Raw genomic sequence first — 16958 nt, 5'->3', positions numbered from 1 at the left:
GAAAATGAAAAACGAGACCACTTCGAAAACATCGAAGTGGTCTCGTTATAGCTTAACGTTCACATTAATAAATAGCACTGAATCAAAATCAACCAATAACCGTAACCAATTTATCCTTTTCTTGCACTTCACGACTTGTTGTAGCAACCACGTCTAAATAATCAGCCGTATTAGTTACAATAATCGGTGTTACGGTCTCATAACCCGCCTCAATAATGGCCTGCAGATCAAATTCAACGATCAGATCGCCAACACTCACACGATCTCCATCTTTCACATGGGCAGTGAAATGTTGACCTTTGAGCTGTACCGTATCCTGACCGATATGGATTAGAATCTCTACACCCTGATCATCTACAAGTCCAATTGCATGTTTGGTACGATAAATCGTCTGTACCACACCATTAATCGGGGACACAACTCTCCCACTGGTTGGACGAATGGCGATCCCTTTACCCATATGTTCACCAGCAAATGTAGCATCGTTAATTTCTTGCAAAGGAACCACCTCACCGGTCATCGGGCTGGCAATTTCGTAGCGATTGTTTGGATTAGGCTCAAGTGCAGCCTTCTCTTCTTTTACTGGCTCTGGAGCCTGTTTGGCAGCCTCTGGATTAGCAGGGTCTTTGAATCCTACAAAATATACGAGAACAAAGCCTAGTACAAAAGCAATGATAGTAGCAATCATGGCCATCCAGAATTCATAGTTGATCCCCTCTGTGGGACTAATCAGCGCTGGAACACCAAAGATTCCTGAAGCAAATACAAACATTTTGGAACCTGCAAAGCCAATAATACCACCAGCGGTTGCAGAGGCAATACAACTCATAATAAATGGTTTTTTCAGTGGCAAAGTAAGACCATAAATAGCAGGCTCGGTTACACCAAAAATCCCGGACACAAAGGCAGGAACACCCAGTGATTTGAGTTTGGTATTTTTCGTTTTAAGCATAACGCCAAGAACGGCACCAATCTGAGCAAAAGAAGCAGCAAACATCATCGCCAGTATCGGATCTGCTTTCAGAGTGGACAGATTGAGCAGCATAATTGGTACGATACCCCAGTGTAACCCGAAGATCACCAACACTTGCCACAATCCACCAACAACAATACCGGTTACCAACGGACTCAAGTCATAGATGCCCGATACCCCGGCACCAATCAGCTGACTTGCCCATGTTGCGATTGGACCAATCAAGAGGAAGGTTACAGGTACAACAATTAGAATTGTAAAGAATGGCGTGAGGAACGTTCTCACAACAGAAGGAATGATCTTTTTGAAGAATGCTTCTACCTTTGCTCCAAAATAAGCAGCAATAATAATCGGAATGACGGATGAGGAATAACTCATCAAGATAACGGGAATACCCAGGAACGTGATATGAATCGGTGATTCAAACAATGTGCCTGCAAACAGCGTATAGAGCGGTTCCCCACCACTAAGACCGGATAAGGTCGGATATACAAGTGATGCTCCGATGGCCATCCCGAGGAATGGAGATCCACCGAATTTTTTCATAGCTGTGTAACCCAGGAAGATTGGGAAGAAGTAGAACAAACAGTCTCCTGCAGCATTCAACAATTGATATGTTCCTGAAGCCGGGTCCAGCCATTCGAGAGAAGTAAACATGGACAGGAAACCTTTGATCATCCCTGTTGCAGCAAGCAGGCCGAGAATTGGTGTAAATACACCTGAGATCAAGTCGATAAACTGACCCAAGAGACTCTCTTTTTTACCGGAAGATTCTGAATCATCACTTGAGACCGGTTCATCCGCATTCATATTACCCACCTGTAACAAGGCTTTATACACATCAGACACTTCGTTACCCACAACTACCTGGTATTGCCCCCCGCTTTGCATTACTGTTATAACTCCAGGTAGATTTTTGAGTTCGTCTGTTTTGGCATTATTGTCATTTTTTAATTTGAAACGAAGTCTGGTCGCACAGTGCACCACGCTGTTAATGTTCTGTTTTCCACCAACGCCAGACAGAATGTCTTTGGCTAATTGCTCGTGTTTCATGAAGTCTTTTCTTCCTTTCTGGCTAGACACGGATTCGAAGCATATTGGAGAGAATAAAAAAACCTGAACATTTGAATGTATGGAACATCCCGTTAACGGTATGTTCTGTCATTCAAGCGTTCAGGTTTTGCCCTAGTGGTTGCAACCCTGCAAGCTGATCTATGGGATTATTCAGAAGTTGCATTCACAACTCTCTCAATATGAATCGTTAAGTACATCAATTCTTCGTCAGTTAGTTGATACGTGTAGTTGCTTTCAATGAATTTCTTAATTTTCTCCGAGCACTTGTGCGCTGCTGGATACTTTTTCTGAATCATCAGGAACAGTTCATCATCGTTGTTGCTCTTGTAATGTTTTCCCTTCACCAAACGTTGGGCGAAAAACTTCAAATGCGTCACAAAGCGATAAAATGTCAGTGAGTTCTCATCAAAATCAATCTTGAAATGATACTTGATGATTGTCAAGATTTCCTGCATGACCTGGGTCATACTCTTGATGTTGGGCATTTCCTCATTCAAAGCTGCATTGACAAAGTGAAGTGCCATAAAACCGGCTTCGTCCTCGGGCAAGATCACACCAAACTGATCACAGATCATATTGAGCGCTTCCATTCCGACTTCATATTCCTCTTTGTATAACTGCTTTGTCTCCCAGATTAACCCGTTGCGTATGGGCAGATTCTTGCGATACCGCTCAATGGCAAAGTGAATATGGTCTGTGAGATGTAAGTAAATGCTCTCATTTAATTTCTTGCCAAGTTTTAGCTTGGCGTAAGCAATAATTTCCTCGGATACTTTCATGTATTCCAGAGGAATGCTTGAAATTAATGCCTTGAAGTTTTCCTGAATATCTTCATTCTGTAAAGTAAATATCTTGTCGATATGCTGCTCGGAAACCATATCACCCGCCCGCTTCTGATAAGCAATCCCCCGGCCAATGATAATAACTTCCTGTTGTTCGTCATTCATTGCAACTACAGCATTGTTGTTCAGCACCTTCTCGATTTTCACTTTATCACTCCAATATACAGAAAAAGACAAACCAATCCCTTTTCTCAAGGTATACGGCTTTGCCTGATTCAACAGTTACAACCCGATATGTTGTACGCGCTTCCCTCATAATATTACAAATTTCTACACAGTGCAACAAAAAGTTAATATCGAATTAGCATGACTCCTGATCTAGGTAAATATACTCACAGGAGTGAGCAAATCAAGAATTATTTTACAGGAATTCACGGTTTATTGTTTTTGCTTTCTTTCTCCAGTTCCGCTTCGATTCTTCGATTAATCATGTTCATTTCTTCTGAACTCAATTGATCAACTTGCGTATATTCTTTATCCAACTCGTACTCTTTTGCCTCATTATTGTTCATTAGGCCCAGATGATTCTTGATATCCCGGATATCTTCACGCATATGCATCGTCTGGCGGTATTGGTCTACAACAAGTGCAAAAATAATACCCCCGGCCACTATTGGACCGAATGGGATCAGATAACATAAAACAAGTCCTATGAGCAGAAATATAACAAAGTACATGATGTAGTGCCCCTCTCATATAAAGTATCTACTTTGCTAAGTTAGACGTTTCTCAGATTACAAATTAAATCGTTCCTGAATTAACTTTGCCACCTCATCCGGGCTCTTGTGTGTGTTATCAATCCGTATGTAGTGTTCATGTGTGATTTCCCCCGGTTCCGAATTCAATCGATAAAGCTTCATCGTATCAAGCAAATCTCGCTCAGACCACGCGATGTCACGCTTGGTTGGCTTATGCAGCAAGCGATGCGGACTTTTATTGCGCTCCAATCTTTCCGATGGATCAGCCTCCAGTTCCACATAACAGACCTGTCCTCCCTTGAGATGTAAACAACTCACTGATCTCACGGATGTATTCACTATCTGACTCCGCGTCCAAAGCCCACACAAATGTGAAAATTAAACCCGGCGGGTCACTCAAACAATTTAAGCTTTGTTATCTTCTCCAGCTCTTGCCCCACCGTCATCTTGCCCACAGCCTGCGGACCAAAAATAATCACTAATTTCATTCGATCACTCCTGACAAGGTAGTGTTCATTCCATTAATTCAATTTTATGGACATTAAACTCTATAATACCTTCTTTAGCGCAAATAAAAAAGAGTTTTCAAGTGATTCCCTCAACGTGTGAGGGCTTGAAAACTCTTATCTTAAATGGCATATGTTTATTTTAACTTAACGTCCAATCAGTACCCATCCCCACTTCATCCGGCGCAATCCCATCGCGCAGATCCATGAGATCAGAAGCGCCACAACATAAGATAGTATGATGCCTACGCTGAAGTGCCGAGCCAGTTCATCTGTGAATTCACGCCTCCAGAAGAGCAGTACGAGTGGATGCATTAAAAATACACCGAACGCAACTGTACCCAAGGAGTCCAGAATACGCGTAGCTTTCCGAACCTCGGTATGTTTTCCTGTGCCGATTCGTTCACTAAAAGTCAGCAGGAGCAAGCAGGCTGACAAGGTAAACAGATTTCGGAACAGAAACAGCAAGGTATAGGTAATAACCGGGTATGCAGCAAAAGCGGTTTTGATATAAGCATTACCATATATAAAAATGGCACCTCCGCTCAACAACGTAGCTATAAGTACATAACGGTGAGTATACAGTTTCTTTAATGCCCACTCAAAGTTCAGCCCAACCCATGCGCCAAATCCAATCACGATCAGATAACTGGGTAACAAACTTCCTGTCCGTTCGAAGTGAAACTGCAAATGTAGTGCATAGAAGATCGCTTGGCCCGCAATAAAGAATAATGGCAAATAACGATTAAACAAACCGTGGCGTGTAAGGGACAGAAGCCATGGAAAAACGATATAGAATTGAATAATAATCAGAAAAAAGTACAAGTGCGTATGAGCGGTTCCCATCACCAATTGTTTGGCAAATTGAACACCATGGGTCAAAGGTTCTTTGCCCGCAAGCAACTGTTTAATAGCAAAGTAGATAAGGGACCACACCAGATAAGGTACAAATACATTAAATAAACGCTTTTTATAAAAAGCGAGCATCCAACCCTTTTCATTCACCTTGGAGCTGTAGTTGTAGAACAAGACCAGGGATGACAGAAACAGAAACGCTGGAACGGCAAATTGCAAAAACGTGTTCCAGAAATAATACACATCATGATCTAATGTATGCTTGGGGTAATGCGCGACTGCTGTTGAAGTTGCATGAATAGCTACCACTGCCATGATGGCAAAAGCACGATAGAGATCCAGATACTCAATTCGCCGGGGCCGATTAACCGGTTGATTCATAAAGATAACCTCACTTGTGCCTGATATGGGATGATAGTTTCCGGCCGCAATCCAGATTCTATGCTTCATTTTAATCAGCACACGAGGGTAATACAATCATAATCTATATTATTTTCGTTAAATTACATCGTTATTCTGCATTATTCGACAATTTCTATCCAGAATCGTTCAACAATGTTGCCATTGGACTCCACATAGTCTTCATCCCGAATGCCACCATTTCGAAGGATAACCCTTCTGGAAGGCTCATTAACCGCATCGCATACGATCAATACTTTGGTAATTCCAAGCTCTCTTGTTTTCTCCAAAGAAAGCCTGAGAATTTCGGAACCATAGCCACTTTGCCGCTCTCCTGGACGAATGCCATATCCAATATGCCCTCCACTGTTGAACAATTTATCGTTAAGCTCATGTCTTATATTCACGGCACCCACAATTTTTTGACTCTCCGTGACCAGCCAGTATGTACTGTCTTTGACCCAGCCTTCCGGGATGTCGATCCCTTGTTCATTGCGCTGCAAAAACGCCAACATCTCATCAAACGCAGAAGGATCTTTGGAAATGACCCAAGGTACCATCGATTCTCCACTTCTGACCCAGTCTTCATAAAATGCCAAATACGCATCCTTATAGGCTTTTGATGGTTTAATTAATCTAACGTTTTCTTTCACCATGATCACTACATCCTCCCAACAGATATTGATATTGCCATGTTCTCTCTTCCAGGACACGACGTTCTTGCTCTTCCATCAGACAGGCATAAAAGATAGCTTTCACTGCATACGTTGCGGCATGCACCGCATGGCCTTTGACATGGGCCGTTGCAGCTGCATGCCCCGCCGCACGAGATGCAGCAGAGGCAGCGACATTATCGGCTTCCCGTGCAGCAGTATGAGCTGCAAAAGCCGCCTTTCGAGCATCAACCATGGTAATCTCACCACAGATCCAACCTCTTCCTGCGTCAATGGCATCACGGGCGCGGAGATCCTCCGTCTTCTTCTTCTCAAATATATGCAAGACACGTGCCGCACACTCCGCAGCCCAACAGGCCAATGTATGGTGATCCTGTTGCTTAGCCAGATTCTCTATTTCGCGGCGCAAAGGCGCATCTTTAAATTCAGGTTTTGCCATGGTCATGCTCCTTTCATTGTTCAAATACTACCAATTCACTCTCAGACAAGTTCGAAAAAGGACCTGCGTGTGTGCAGATCCTCTTCAAGTGTACCTCTTACCGCTTATTCTATCATTATACGGACTCTGTCAATGCAGCCTCCTGAACATCCCGATCCTTTTTCGCATCCGTGTCTTTGTAAGTAAATTGGTAAATTCCAGATCCAAGGGTGACTTCAACATCGTCTCCAATGTTCTGAATATCCTGAACTCCATTTATCTGATCCAACGGTTTCCCTTGTTCCAGAACGATCTGTGCACCCGCTCCAGGAAGACGTACCGTACCTCTTGTGTTGGCGGGAATATGCACACGAATCTCCATTTCACTCTCCGCCAGCCGGTGCCAGCTTGAAGCAACTTGACCATACATCGTCTCCAGACTCGCTTCCACCCAATCCAGTCCAGGTCCGGGTTGCGGCTCGATATGTACCATTCGGAATCCTGGCTGATGTTCATCGGACCGAATGCCGGCAACGTAACGGTACAACCATTCCCCAATCGCACCGTACGCATAGTGGTTAAATGAGTTCATATCAGCACTCCAGAGACTGCCATCCTCCTTGATCCCATCCCAATGTTCCCAAACGGTCGTTGCGCCTTGAGTCACCTGATATAGCCAGGACGGATAATCCTCTTGAAAAAGTAATGTATAAGCCAGGTCGTGAAGACCTGCATCACTCAATACCGGATTCAGATAAGGTGTGCCCACAAAGCCTGTAGTAAGATGATTGCCCGCCTCTTTCACGAGTTTCGCCAATTGTTCAACTGCACGAGCTCGGGCAGTGGTGTCCAACAGGTCAAATTGAAGCGCAAGAACATGTGCTGTTTGCGTAGGAACAGCAATTTTTCCGGATGGGGTCACGAATTCATTTCGAAACGCATGAACAATGTTTGTATGCAACTGCTTGTAATATTCAGCATCATCTGTCTTTCCAAGGACCTCAGCCGCTTTATGAGTTAACGAAACCGAATAGGCATAGAATGCAGTTGCCACATAATCCGTGTCCGTTGCGCCGACATAACTATCAGGCTTGGAGTCCAGTCCCAGCCAATCGCCAAAATGGAATCCCGTGTTCCACAGGTACGGATTGTCACCCTGCACGTGAATATACTCGATCCACTGCTTCATACTCTCATATTGCTCGGCCAATAATCTGGCATCCCCATACATCTCATAGATGGTCCAAGGACAGATGACTGCTGCATCACCCCAAGCAGCGGAGGAATGACTGGTGTCACCCCATCCTCCCGACGTGGAACTTCTCAGATCCGGAACGAAGAATGGAATACCGCCATCTTCTCCCTGATCCGCTTCCAGATCCCGCAGCCATTTAGTGAAGAAGGGTGCCGTATTCATAAGGTAGGAGGATGTGCGGACAAACATCTGTGCATCGCCAGTCCATCCTAGCCGTTCATCCCTCTGTGGACAGTCTGTCGGCACGTCAAGGAAATTCCCTTTTTGCCCCCACAATATATTGTGATGCAGTTGATTCACCAGTGGACTGGAGCATGAAAACTGACCTGTTTGCTCCATATTCGAGTGCAGCACTATTCCGGTGAATTCATCCAGACGAACGTGTTCCGGGAAGCCAACCAGCTTCACATATCGGAACCCTTGGAACGTAAAATGCGGTTCAAATGTTTCCACTCCATCCCCCTTAAAGGTGTAGCGAATACACTGCTTGGCGGCGCGAAGATTATCGGTGTAGAAGTTGCCTTCATGATCCAATATCTCAGCATGGTGCAGCTCAACCGTCTTACCTGCCTCAGCTTGAATGCTAAATCTCACCCATCCCACCATATTCTGCCCCATGTCTATTACACGATCTCCCTGTGGTGTTGTTAACAAGGCGATTGGCTGTAGTTGTTCGACTTGAGTAACGGGTACATTTTCCTGTGCAACGATGATATCTTTCGGATGCTCCAGTACGTTCACGGGTGACCAATTCGTCTGAGATGAATCCGACCAATCGGACTCCATTCGTGCATCATACGTCTCCCCCATATAGATGTCCGACATGCAAATGGCACTTGGAGCAGCCGTCCACTCCCCATTGGATAGAATACATTCCTCTGATCCATCTGCATATTTCATATGCAGTTCCAGCAACAATGCGGACGTTGAACCAAATATCTCCCGTTCTTGGTTCCAGCCAAGATATCCTCGGTACCAGCCATCTCCCAGATTAGCACCTAAAGTATTCTGTCCATCCTGAAGCAGGTGGGTAACATCATAAGTTTGATATTGTAATCGCTTACCATAAGAGGTCCAGCCTGGTGTAAAATAATCTTCTCCTACTCTTGTGTTGTTCATATACAACTCGTATAATCCAAGTGCTGTTACATATATTCTTGCAGACGTAACAGGTTGTTTCACATTAAACTGCTTGCGCATACGTGGGCATGACGTATCTCCATCAACTGATGGTTGAGCTGTGATCCATTCTGCTTGCCACTTGTTATGACTATCCATAAGTCCCATCTCGAAAAAGGCCGTTTCGGACCAACTCGAATCACTTCCTGCATCATCCCATGCCCGAATCCGGTAATAGTACCGCGTTCGCGGAGAAGGCTGAAAATGGTTTAGTTCCACATGTATGGATTGATCCGTGCTTATTTTGCCAGAATCCCATTCAATCCCATTAAAATCTTCTGACAGGGACAGCTGGATCTGGTATGCGGATTGCATGCAGTTTCGACGATCAGACTGTAACTGCCAGCTTAATCTCGGTGATTTGACATCAAGACCTATCGGGTTGATTCTATACTCACAGCGAAGGTGACTAACGTTGAACATTAGCAGATCATCCTTTCCATCTTGGCTTCCCATTCGGGGTTACGATATAATTATATCGATCCTGTTGCCCTAAATACCCGGTAATCAGGACTATTTCATCCGGTGATCCAGCCATCTGTGCGAGGAGGTTGCTTGTGAATTCATCTGTACAACTCATGAAAAGTGAATACTTTCTGCATAATCATCTGCAACTTTTTGTCAATCGTTGCTCTGAAGATTTTGTGCTTCCTTTTCACGCACATGATTTTATTGAGTATAGCTATGTTGCCGAAGGAAAGGGCTTTCATCATATCGGTGAAGATGTCATTCCGGTGACAAAGGGGATGCTGTTTGTCATTCCTGTCGGCGTTCCTCATGTCTTTCGTCCTGTCAGTACAAACGTAACCGAGCATCCGTTAATTATATATAATTGCTTATTTAATGCTGAATTGATCCACACGCTGACAGCGATTATTCAGGAAAAAGAAATCATTCAACATCTGATGGATCTGGCACAAAACCAGGTTCCTTATATTTCCGTTGTGGATCACAACGATCGGATTGAAGAACTAATGGTGAAGTTATATCGTGAATCCTCCGTTCAGGGAATCGGTTCGTCTACCATGTTATACACCTTGGTAAGCCAGTTGGTATTGATGACCTACAGACAACTTTATCAAAAGGAACATGATGAAGAGAATCATTCCACCGGTTTTGATTACATTCTTCACTATCTCAAGCAACACGTGAGCGACCGTATTCGGATGTCTGATCTGGTACGTGTATCGGGCTGGAGCGAAAAACAGATTGGAAGAATGTTTTTGCGGCATACCGGACAGACCTTCAGCAGCCACCTACAACATCTCCGTATACAAAAAAGCTGCGAACTTCTAAAGAGTTCACAGCACAAAGTCAGTCTGATTGCAGAGCTGGTTGGATATCGGGATATGGATTCATTCTATGCTGCATTCAAAAAAATAACAGGTGAAACACCTCTCGCCTATCGCAAAAAATCCAGAGCACAGCACTCTGGACAATAAGATTTACTTTCAGACACCAACAACCTGTAACACTTCATCTATGTATGCCTTGGCCTCTTTCCATGAAGACATCAACGGAAAGTTATATCGCTCACGCTCCTGTATATTCCACGGATGCGGGATACAGATGACCTTTTTGCCGTCCTCATGCGCGGGAATCAAATTATGTGCTCCATCATCAATGAGCAGATCGAAACCGAGCAAGTTTTTTCGTTTGCATGTAATAAACTGTTCAGCGGTTATAAAAGGCATGTGCTGCTGAAGCCAGTTCCACTTCTCAACAACTGTTTTTGGTTCTGCTGCCGTCACGACGATGACATCATAAACATCGTTCAGCTTTCGCATCTCATCTACAACATACTCATCATATAACTCCAATTCCTCAAACAGACCCGGCCGACCATAAAATACATCATGCGTGCTCTCTGGATGACGCAAATGGGATGTATCCCAATGAATCATATCCTCATAGCGCAACGGATAGGTCGGGAAGTTGAGGTTGTTGTGATAAATAGCCCGCTTGACCAGATGACATATCGTGTCATCCATATCTACAGCAATAATAGGCTTCTTCATGGTTATCCCTCCCCCAATACGATCACAGTATACCATCCAGTATGTTATGAAGTCATCCTTTTTACCTTGAAGTGCCATTAGCGTTGATGAGATGATGGTAAAAAGGCCCCCCGGTGACGTAATACCAGCTACGCCCGGGGTACCTTTATAGGTTAATCTATTCCAAGTTCTCGCCATTTGAGGCAATGACTTTTTGGTACCAGCCAAAGCTCTTTTTCTTATACCGATTCAATGTGCCTTGTCCGTTGTCATCCTGATCCACGTAGATCACGCCATAACGTTTGGACATTTCCGAAGTGGATGCACTGATGATATCAATTGCTCCCCAGCTGGTATATCCCATCAGGTCCACACCATCCATAACGGCTTCTTTCATTTGTGTAATATGTTTTCTCAGATAATCAATCCGGTAATCATCGTTGATGGAACCATCTGCTTCAACCGTATCTTTCGCGCCAAGTCCGTTCTCTACCACAAACAATGGCAGTTGATAACGGTCATACAGCTCTTTCAATGCAACACGCAGACCAATCGGATCAAGCTGCCAGCCCCATTCCGTACGCTCCAGGTTCGGGTTCTTGATCGTACTGTACAGGTTGCCTCCAGTTACTCCATATTCCTCTGGATTAACTGCAGATACCAGGGATGTATAATAACTGAATGAGATGAAGTCAACTGTATGCTCACGAAGGATCTGCTCGTCCCCCGGTTCCATGGCAATGGTAATCCCGTTCTCTGCCCAGTACCGAGCCATAAACGTTGGATAACTACCACGAACTTGTACATCCGTATGCAGCAGGTTCAGCTGGTTATCGATCTGTGCTTGCAGCACATCCTCTGGCTTCGACGTCGCCGGGTAGTGAATCATGCGCGCAAGCATACATCCAATCTGGAAGTTCGGGTTAATCTGACGTGCCTTTTCGGTTACCAGGCTGCTGGCTACAAATTGATGATGAAGTGCCTGATAAGAAGCCTGCATCGTATTCTCAACCCGGTCTTCAATAATACCGCCACCTGTGAAAGGTTCAATAATGGTTGTGTTAATCTCATTAAACGTCAACCAGTATTTAACCTTGTCCTTGTACCGGGTCATTACTGTTTCCGCATATCTTACAAAATGTCCAATCACTTCGCGGCCAGCCCAGCCGTTATATTTCAGGACAAGTGCCATAGGCATCTCATAATGTGAGAGTGTTACCAGTGGTTCGATATCGTATTTACGGAGTTCATCAAACACTTCGTCATAGAAACGTAGTCCCTCTTCATTTGGATCGGTATCGTAACCATTCGGGAAAATACGCGGCCAGTTGATGGACAGACGGAATGTCTTGAAGCCCAGCTCTGCGAAGAGCGCAATATCCTCTTTGAAACGGTGGTAAAAATCAATCCCGTAACGCTTCGGATAACCTTCTGCACTGTGATGTGCCATTGCTTTCTCAACCGTTGCACTGGTAACATGCATCAGTTCTCTAAGGTTGGTGTAATCCTTTTTCTCAAAATAAGGAACCATGTCGGCTGTGGACCATCCTTTGCCGCCAGCGTCGAATCCACCTTCGGCCTGATTGGCGGCAATAGCGCCGCCCCATAGAAAACCTTCGGGAAACCCTTGTTGATGAATCATCCGTATCTCTCCTTCTTTTCTTGAATTTGTCTATTAGTCCTAAGACAGTTTAGACTTCAGCTTTCAAGACGTCTTCACCCATCGTGATTTCGCCCAGTTTCACAGGTAGAACCTGCTTGTAATCTGCCGTATTGGTAACAACCATAGCGGTTGTAATGTCGTATTCTTTTGCAATCTCGGCCAGTTCAAATGTGAGAAGCTTGTCTCCGGCTTGTACACGTGCTCCTGTAGCAACATGTGCATCAAAATACTGTCCACGCAGCTTCACCGTGTTAATTCCAACATGAATCAACAATTCCATTCCGTTATCACTGCGGACAACGATCGCATGTTTTGTTTTGAACACATTCATGATGGTACCTGTCACTGGAGAAACCAATTCGCCCACCGTTGGAACAAATGCTACACCTTTACCCATCAGTTCATCACCGAATGTTGGGTCATTGACTTCTTGGAGCGGAATGGATTTACCTGTCATTGGTGCAACGGCTACCGCATTACTCGTTGGTGTTGGAGCGCCCATGTCGTCCACGTTCACGCTTGCCGCATCACTTGAAGGTGCTGTCGCTGCCGCAGAAGAAGCACCCGGTGAGAATTGAGCTAACGCCTCAGCGTCTCCTTCTTCTTCTTTGATACCAAATATTGTAGACATGATTGCACCCACGACAAAGGCCAAAATCATACCCCCAAAGGAATACCAGAAAGTTTGTCCGATAAGGGAAGGAAGTCCTGGGAGACCACCGTTACCCGCAAGCACATAAGCTTTCGCGCCAAAAGCAAGGGCGAATCCGCCACCGACTGCGCTACCAATCATCGCTGCAGCAAATGGTTTTTTATACTTCATGTTAACCCCGTACATAGCCGGCTCCGTTACACCCATGAGTGCGGTGAAGCTCGTTGACAATGCCACGGTTTTGAGTTTTTTATCTTTTGCCCGGAAGAATACGCCGAGTGTTGCACCAGCCTGACCCATATTGGAGATAAAGGTCAATGGCAAGAATTTATCAAAGCCCAGTGTAGCGATATTACTCAGGATGATCGGCACAAGTGCATAGTGCATCCCTGTCATAATAATGAGCGCCATCGCACCGCCAAGAACAATACCTGCAATCAATCCGCCTTCATTCAGCAGCCAGTTGATGCCGCCAGACAATCCGCTACCTACAAATGTACCCAATGGACCGATCGCAATCAGCGTTACCGGAACCATAACAAGTAAGGTAATCAGCGGCACAAGCAGCAGCTTGAGTGCAGCAGGGATAACGCGGTCAACCCATTTCTCAACATAGGACATCAACCATACAGCGAGTAAAATCGGAATAACCGATGAAGCATAACTTACTGCTGTAACCGGGATTCCCAAAAATCCAACCGATTCACCGCTAGATAACAATGCTGTCATGTCTGGATACATGAGTGCCGTACCTAGTGCAATCGCAACAAACGGGTTACTACCGAATTTACGAGCAGCGCTGACTGCAATCAGTAAAGGCAAGTAGTGGAATACGCCGTCACCGATGGCTGAAAGAATACGATACGTATCCGTTCCAGCAGACATCCAACCCAAGGACACGAACAGGGCGAGTAATCCTTTGAGCATACCTGCCGCAGTAATCGCTGGAAGCATTGGAGCAAAGACACCTGCGATTGTTTCAAAAATTTTCAGGACTACATTTTGTTTTTTATCCGACTTTGGCTCTTTATTTTCTGTACTTTGCTGGATTGCCGGATTTTCCTTCACCATGGCATCGAACACTTTTGCCACATCATTACCGATAATGACCTGAAATTGGTCACCAGAAATGTTAGTACCCATGACCTTATCCAATTTCTTGAGTGAGCCGTTGTCGACTTTCTCGTTGTCTTTCAGATCAAAGCGCAAACGTGTGACGCAGTGATAGACTGAGTTAATATTGTTTGTTCCCCCAACGGCTTTAATGATTTCCTGCGCCGTTTCCTGATGTTTCATGATGTTTCCCTCCTCATTTTTCCAATAAAAAATACCCGAACGAATCTAGCGCATATGGATAGCGCCATCTCATTCGGGTATTGCCTGATTGAACAGTAACAAGCCCATAGGATATCCAGTTGTGATTTGCTTCTATTGCGTGGACTTTTCGTTCCGCTTGGTTTTCATCAAACGTTCCAGATGAAGCGTTAGATATAACTGCTCAGAGTGAGTCATGTCATACTGATAGTTCTTATGGATAAAAGTCTCGATCTTGCCAATACATTTGAATGTCTCCGGATAGTTTTTCCGAACCACTTCATACAAATACTCCTCGGCATCATCATGTGAAGAATGCGTAATGACACGCTGACAGAAATATTTCAAATGGGTGATGAAGCGGAAATAATTGACGCTATCTTCATCCAATTCGATGTTGAAGTGATATTTGATGATATTCATAATCTCCTGCAGCAGCTGCATTAGATGAGTGACATCGTTCATGGAATCATTTACTTCCGCATTGATGAAATGTAATGCAATATTACAGATTTCATCTTTGGGAAACTCAATATCCAGTCTTTCCTTCAACAAGGTCAGTGCTTCTCTGGCCACATCATACTCCGCCTTATAGAAATGCTGAACTTCCCAAGAAAGTGGATTACGAGTAATCATTCCTTTTTCCAAGCGTTGAACAGCAAAATGAATGTGATCAGACAGCGAGACATAGATCCCGTCACTGATGGTTTTGTTCAATTGCGTTCGTGCAAGTGTCACAATATCATCTGTTGCTTGCAGAATCTCAATCGGCACTTCAGCTACGATGGATTTGAATTTCTCATAGATTGATGCATCCTGAAGACGAAATACCTTCTCAATCCGCTCTTCATCAATCTCATCGCCTGCTTTGAACTTGAATCCGATACCCCGGCCGAGGATCAGCAGTTCCTGATTTTTGTCATCCACGGTACTGACAATATTGTTATTAAATATCTGTTTAATAATCATTATGGACCCACCTGGTTTTTTTTGAGGAATAAAAAAGGGCAAAACCAAAACAGAAATAATAAAATCATTTCCATAGTGGTTTTGCCCGCATTACCGGTAACAAGCCTCGGATCTAAATTTATCATAACCTGAAAACGGTGTCAACCAAAAATACTACTACTGCTGCTCCACTTCATTCCTTTAACATGAGTTATTTTCCTAAGCTTCCACGTTTAAGGGCCATATGTATTAATATTCACATTTTGGAGCAGATTCAAACTGAGTCATCCAACAACTATCACTTGCTCGAACAAAAAAGACCCTTCTCTCGAAGGGCACTCTGTATTACTGCTGGAAGGTCACATTAATCTGTACAATCTCCGAACGGCTGCTTGTGCGAATTGGAGGTCCCCAGAAGCCAAATCCGGAGGTTACGATGGAGTGCATGGAGCCCTTTTGCAGATAACCCCAATCATTCTCATATATAGCCTGTGTGATGAACTGAGCAGGTGCAATCTGACCACGATGTGTGTGACCGGATACGACCAGATCTACGTTGTTCTGTTCCGCAATATCCAGATCATACGGCTGGTGATCCATCATAAGTACCGGTTGGCTCAACTCAGTACCTTGCATTAACGTAGCTACTTCTGCGCGATCCTTCTCTGTCCGGTCTTTACGTCCAATCAGGGTGATCTTGTCATCCAGTACGATCTTGTCATCGTACAGCACTTGCATGTTGCTCTTCTCCAGCGCAGCGATCAGATCTTCAATCGGACCATCGAACTTGTCGTGATTCCCAAGAGAAGCATAGACGCCGTACGGAGCCTGAATGTCACTGATAATATCGGCAATTCCGCTATTGAGGTACATATCCAGATTGTCATCAATAATATCTCCAGGGTACAGCACCAGATCCGGCTTCAGTGCATTAATTTCCTCCACCATGCGTTTGGCATGTGCAGGGCCAGACAGAAGTCCGAAGTGCATATCGGCAGCCATGACAATGTTGAGCTTATCTACACCTTCTACTTTTTTATCAATCTGGATATTATATGTTCTCACTACCGGGCTGTAGGCGTTGAAAATTCCATACCCCATTGTTGACACTAACAGTACCAGCGTAACGACTCCCGCCCATTTCTGTGTGTGATGTCTTGGAATACGGGTTAATCTCAGCAGCCACATCGTCAGGTGAACGACGGGCAGGATCAGCAATAACAACGAGAAGATTGCCAGCCAGTAAGAACCGATGATACCGAGGAACGAAATGCTTCCAAATACCCGTGCCAGAATGAAGGAAACGGCAAGAAATACAAGCCCTATAATATAAAACCATCGAAATCTGGCGGACACAACTGGTTTCATCCAACTCCAACCGCTCCAGCCTATGTAGAACACTAATAAACCGTATACGACCAAAAACAATATACCCGCTAATACAAACATGCCCGGTCTAACCTCCACGTCAATAAGTTGTATTCTGAATTTTCATCACGGACACAGGTCCG

Annotated in this window: 13 protein-coding genes and 1 pseudogene; 1 reads left to right on the top strand and 13 read right to left on the bottom strand. The window is 44.5% G+C overall.

The window, feature by feature from the left end; genetic code table 11:
* Nucleotides 1-88: 88 nt before the first annotated feature.
* The 8 genes and pseudogenes from J7E78_RS10760 to J7E78_RS10725 form a co-directional block, all read right to left on the bottom strand.
* Complete coding sequence (locus J7E78_RS10760; RefSeq protein WP_215076141.1) at nucleotides 89-2026, bottom strand: beta-glucoside-specific PTS transporter subunit IIABC; 1938 nt, start codon at nucleotides 2024-2026, stop codon at nucleotides 89-91.
* A 167-nt stretch (nucleotides 2027-2193) separates the two neighbouring features.
* Nucleotides 2194-3036 carry a BglG family transcription antiterminator LicT gene (licT, locus tag J7E78_RS10755; RefSeq protein ID WP_074095537.1) on the bottom strand — a complete coding sequence of 281 codons (843 nt, stop codon included), beginning with the start codon at nucleotides 3034-3036 and terminating at the stop codon, nucleotides 2194-2196.
* A 224-nt stretch (nucleotides 3037-3260) separates the two neighbouring features.
* Complete coding sequence (locus tag J7E78_RS10750; protein WP_215076140.1) at nucleotides 3261-3566, bottom strand: hypothetical protein; 306 nt, start codon at nucleotides 3564-3566, stop codon at nucleotides 3261-3263.
* Between the two features lie 57 nt (nucleotides 3567-3623).
* Nucleotides 3624-4075: pseudogene (locus tag J7E78_RS10745) on the bottom strand (DEAD/DEAH box helicase family protein).
* A gap of 165 nt (nucleotides 4076-4240) precedes the next feature.
* Complete coding sequence (locus J7E78_RS10740; RefSeq protein ID WP_215076139.1) at nucleotides 4241-5329, bottom strand: acyltransferase; 1089 nt, start codon at nucleotides 5327-5329, stop codon at nucleotides 4241-4243.
* Between the two features lie 140 nt (nucleotides 5330-5469).
* Nucleotides 5470-6003 carry a GNAT family N-acetyltransferase gene (locus tag J7E78_RS10735; RefSeq protein ID WP_215076138.1) on the bottom strand — a complete coding sequence of 178 codons (534 nt, stop codon included), beginning with the start codon at nucleotides 6001-6003 and terminating at the stop codon, nucleotides 5470-5472.
* On the bottom strand, nucleotides 5984-6460 hold the full coding sequence (locus tag J7E78_RS10730; protein ID WP_215076137.1) for a putative immunity protein: 477 nt from the start codon (nucleotides 6458-6460) through the stop codon (nucleotides 5984-5986). Before J7E78_RS10730 ends, J7E78_RS10735 begins: the two co-directional genes overlap by 20 nt.
* 115 nt (nucleotides 6461-6575) lie before the next feature.
* Nucleotides 6576-9296 (bottom strand): family 78 glycoside hydrolase catalytic domain, encoded by a 2721-nt coding sequence (locus tag J7E78_RS10725; protein WP_215076136.1) that lies wholly within the window; start codon nucleotides 9294-9296, stop codon nucleotides 6576-6578.
* A gap of 134 nt (nucleotides 9297-9430) precedes the next feature.
* Here J7E78_RS10725 and J7E78_RS10720 point away from each other — a divergent pair, with 134 nt between their 5' ends.
* Nucleotides 9431-10315: an AraC family transcriptional regulator gene (locus J7E78_RS10720; RefSeq protein ID WP_215076135.1), complete on the top strand. Its 885-nt coding sequence runs from the start codon at nucleotides 9431-9433 to the stop codon at nucleotides 10313-10315.
* A gap of 9 nt (nucleotides 10316-10324) precedes the next feature.
* Here the strand turns inward: J7E78_RS10720 and J7E78_RS10715 are convergent, their stop codons facing one another.
* The 5 genes from J7E78_RS10715 to J7E78_RS10695 all read right to left on the bottom strand — a co-directional run bounded on the left by J7E78_RS10715 (nucleotide 10325) and on the right by J7E78_RS10695 (nucleotide 16896).
* A complete protein-coding gene (locus J7E78_RS10715; RefSeq protein WP_215076134.1) occupies nucleotides 10325-10891 on the bottom strand; it encodes a 5' nucleotidase, NT5C type in 567 nt (188 codons plus the stop codon).
* Nucleotides 10892-11048: 157 nt separating this feature from the next.
* Nucleotides 11049-12512 (bottom strand): glycoside hydrolase family 1 protein, encoded by a 1464-nt coding sequence (locus J7E78_RS10710; protein ID WP_215076133.1) that lies wholly within the window; start codon nucleotides 12510-12512, stop codon nucleotides 11049-11051.
* A 49-nt stretch (nucleotides 12513-12561) separates the two neighbouring features.
* Nucleotides 12562-14481: a beta-glucoside-specific PTS transporter subunit IIABC gene (locus J7E78_RS10705; RefSeq protein ID WP_215076132.1), complete on the bottom strand. Its 1920-nt coding sequence runs from the start codon at nucleotides 14479-14481 to the stop codon at nucleotides 12562-12564.
* Between the two features lie 132 nt (nucleotides 14482-14613).
* Entirely contained in the window at nucleotides 14614-15468 is an 855-nt protein-coding gene (licT, locus tag J7E78_RS10700; RefSeq protein WP_215076131.1) for a BglG family transcription antiterminator LicT, read from the bottom strand.
* A 324-nt stretch (nucleotides 15469-15792) separates the two neighbouring features.
* Nucleotides 15793-16896 (bottom strand): metallophosphoesterase, encoded by a 1104-nt coding sequence (locus J7E78_RS10695; RefSeq protein WP_215076130.1) that lies wholly within the window; start codon nucleotides 16894-16896, stop codon nucleotides 15793-15795.
* Nucleotides 16897-16958 lie beyond the last annotated feature (62 nt).

This window comes from Paenibacillus polymyxa (assembly GCF_018614975.1).
Lineage (GTDB): Bacteria > Bacillota > Bacilli > Paenibacillales > Paenibacillaceae > Paenibacillus > Paenibacillus polymyxa_E.
Note: the sequence above shows the minus strand (reverse complement) of the source record. Positions and strands in the feature narration are given on the sequence as shown.

Bases quoted from the DNA above. Each gene is read 5' to 3' on its own strand.
- J7E78_RS10760 (WP_215076141.1), bottom strand. From the start codon at position 2,026: ATGAAACACGAGCAATTAGCCAAAGACATTCTGTCTGGCGTTGGTGGA.
- J7E78_RS10750 (WP_215076140.1), bottom strand. From the start codon at position 3,566: ATGTACTTTGTTATATTTCTGCTCATAGGACTTGTTTTATGTTATCTG.
- J7E78_RS10740 (WP_215076139.1), bottom strand. From the start codon at position 5,329: ATGAATCAACCGGTTAATCGGCCCCGGCGAATTGAGTATCTGGATCTC.
- J7E78_RS10735 (WP_215076138.1), bottom strand. From the start codon at position 6,003: ATGGTGAAAGAAAACGTTAGATTAATTAAACCATCAAAAGCCTATAAG.
- J7E78_RS10730 (WP_215076137.1), bottom strand. From the start codon at position 6,460: ATGGCAAAACCTGAATTTAAAGATGCGCCTTTGCGCCGCGAAATAGAG.
- J7E78_RS10725 (WP_215076136.1), bottom strand. From the start codon at position 9,296: ATGTTCAACGTTAGTCACCTTCGCTGTGAGTATAGAATCAACCCGATA.
- J7E78_RS10715 (WP_215076134.1), bottom strand. From the start codon at position 10,891: ATGAAGAAGCCTATTATTGCTGTAGATATGGATGACACGATATGTCAT.
- J7E78_RS10710 (WP_215076133.1), bottom strand. From the start codon at position 12,512: ATGATTCATCAACAAGGGTTTCCCGAAGGTTTTCTATGGGGCGGCGCT.
- J7E78_RS10705 (WP_215076132.1), bottom strand. From the start codon at position 14,481: ATGAAACATCAGGAAACGGCGCAGGAAATCATTAAAGCCGTTGGGGGA.
- licT (WP_215076131.1), bottom strand. From the start codon at position 15,468: ATGATTATTAAACAGATATTTAATAACAATATTGTCAGTACCGTGGAT.
- J7E78_RS10695 (WP_215076130.1), bottom strand. From the start codon at position 16,896: ATGTTTGTATTAGCGGGTATATTGTTTTTGGTCGTATACGGTTTATTA.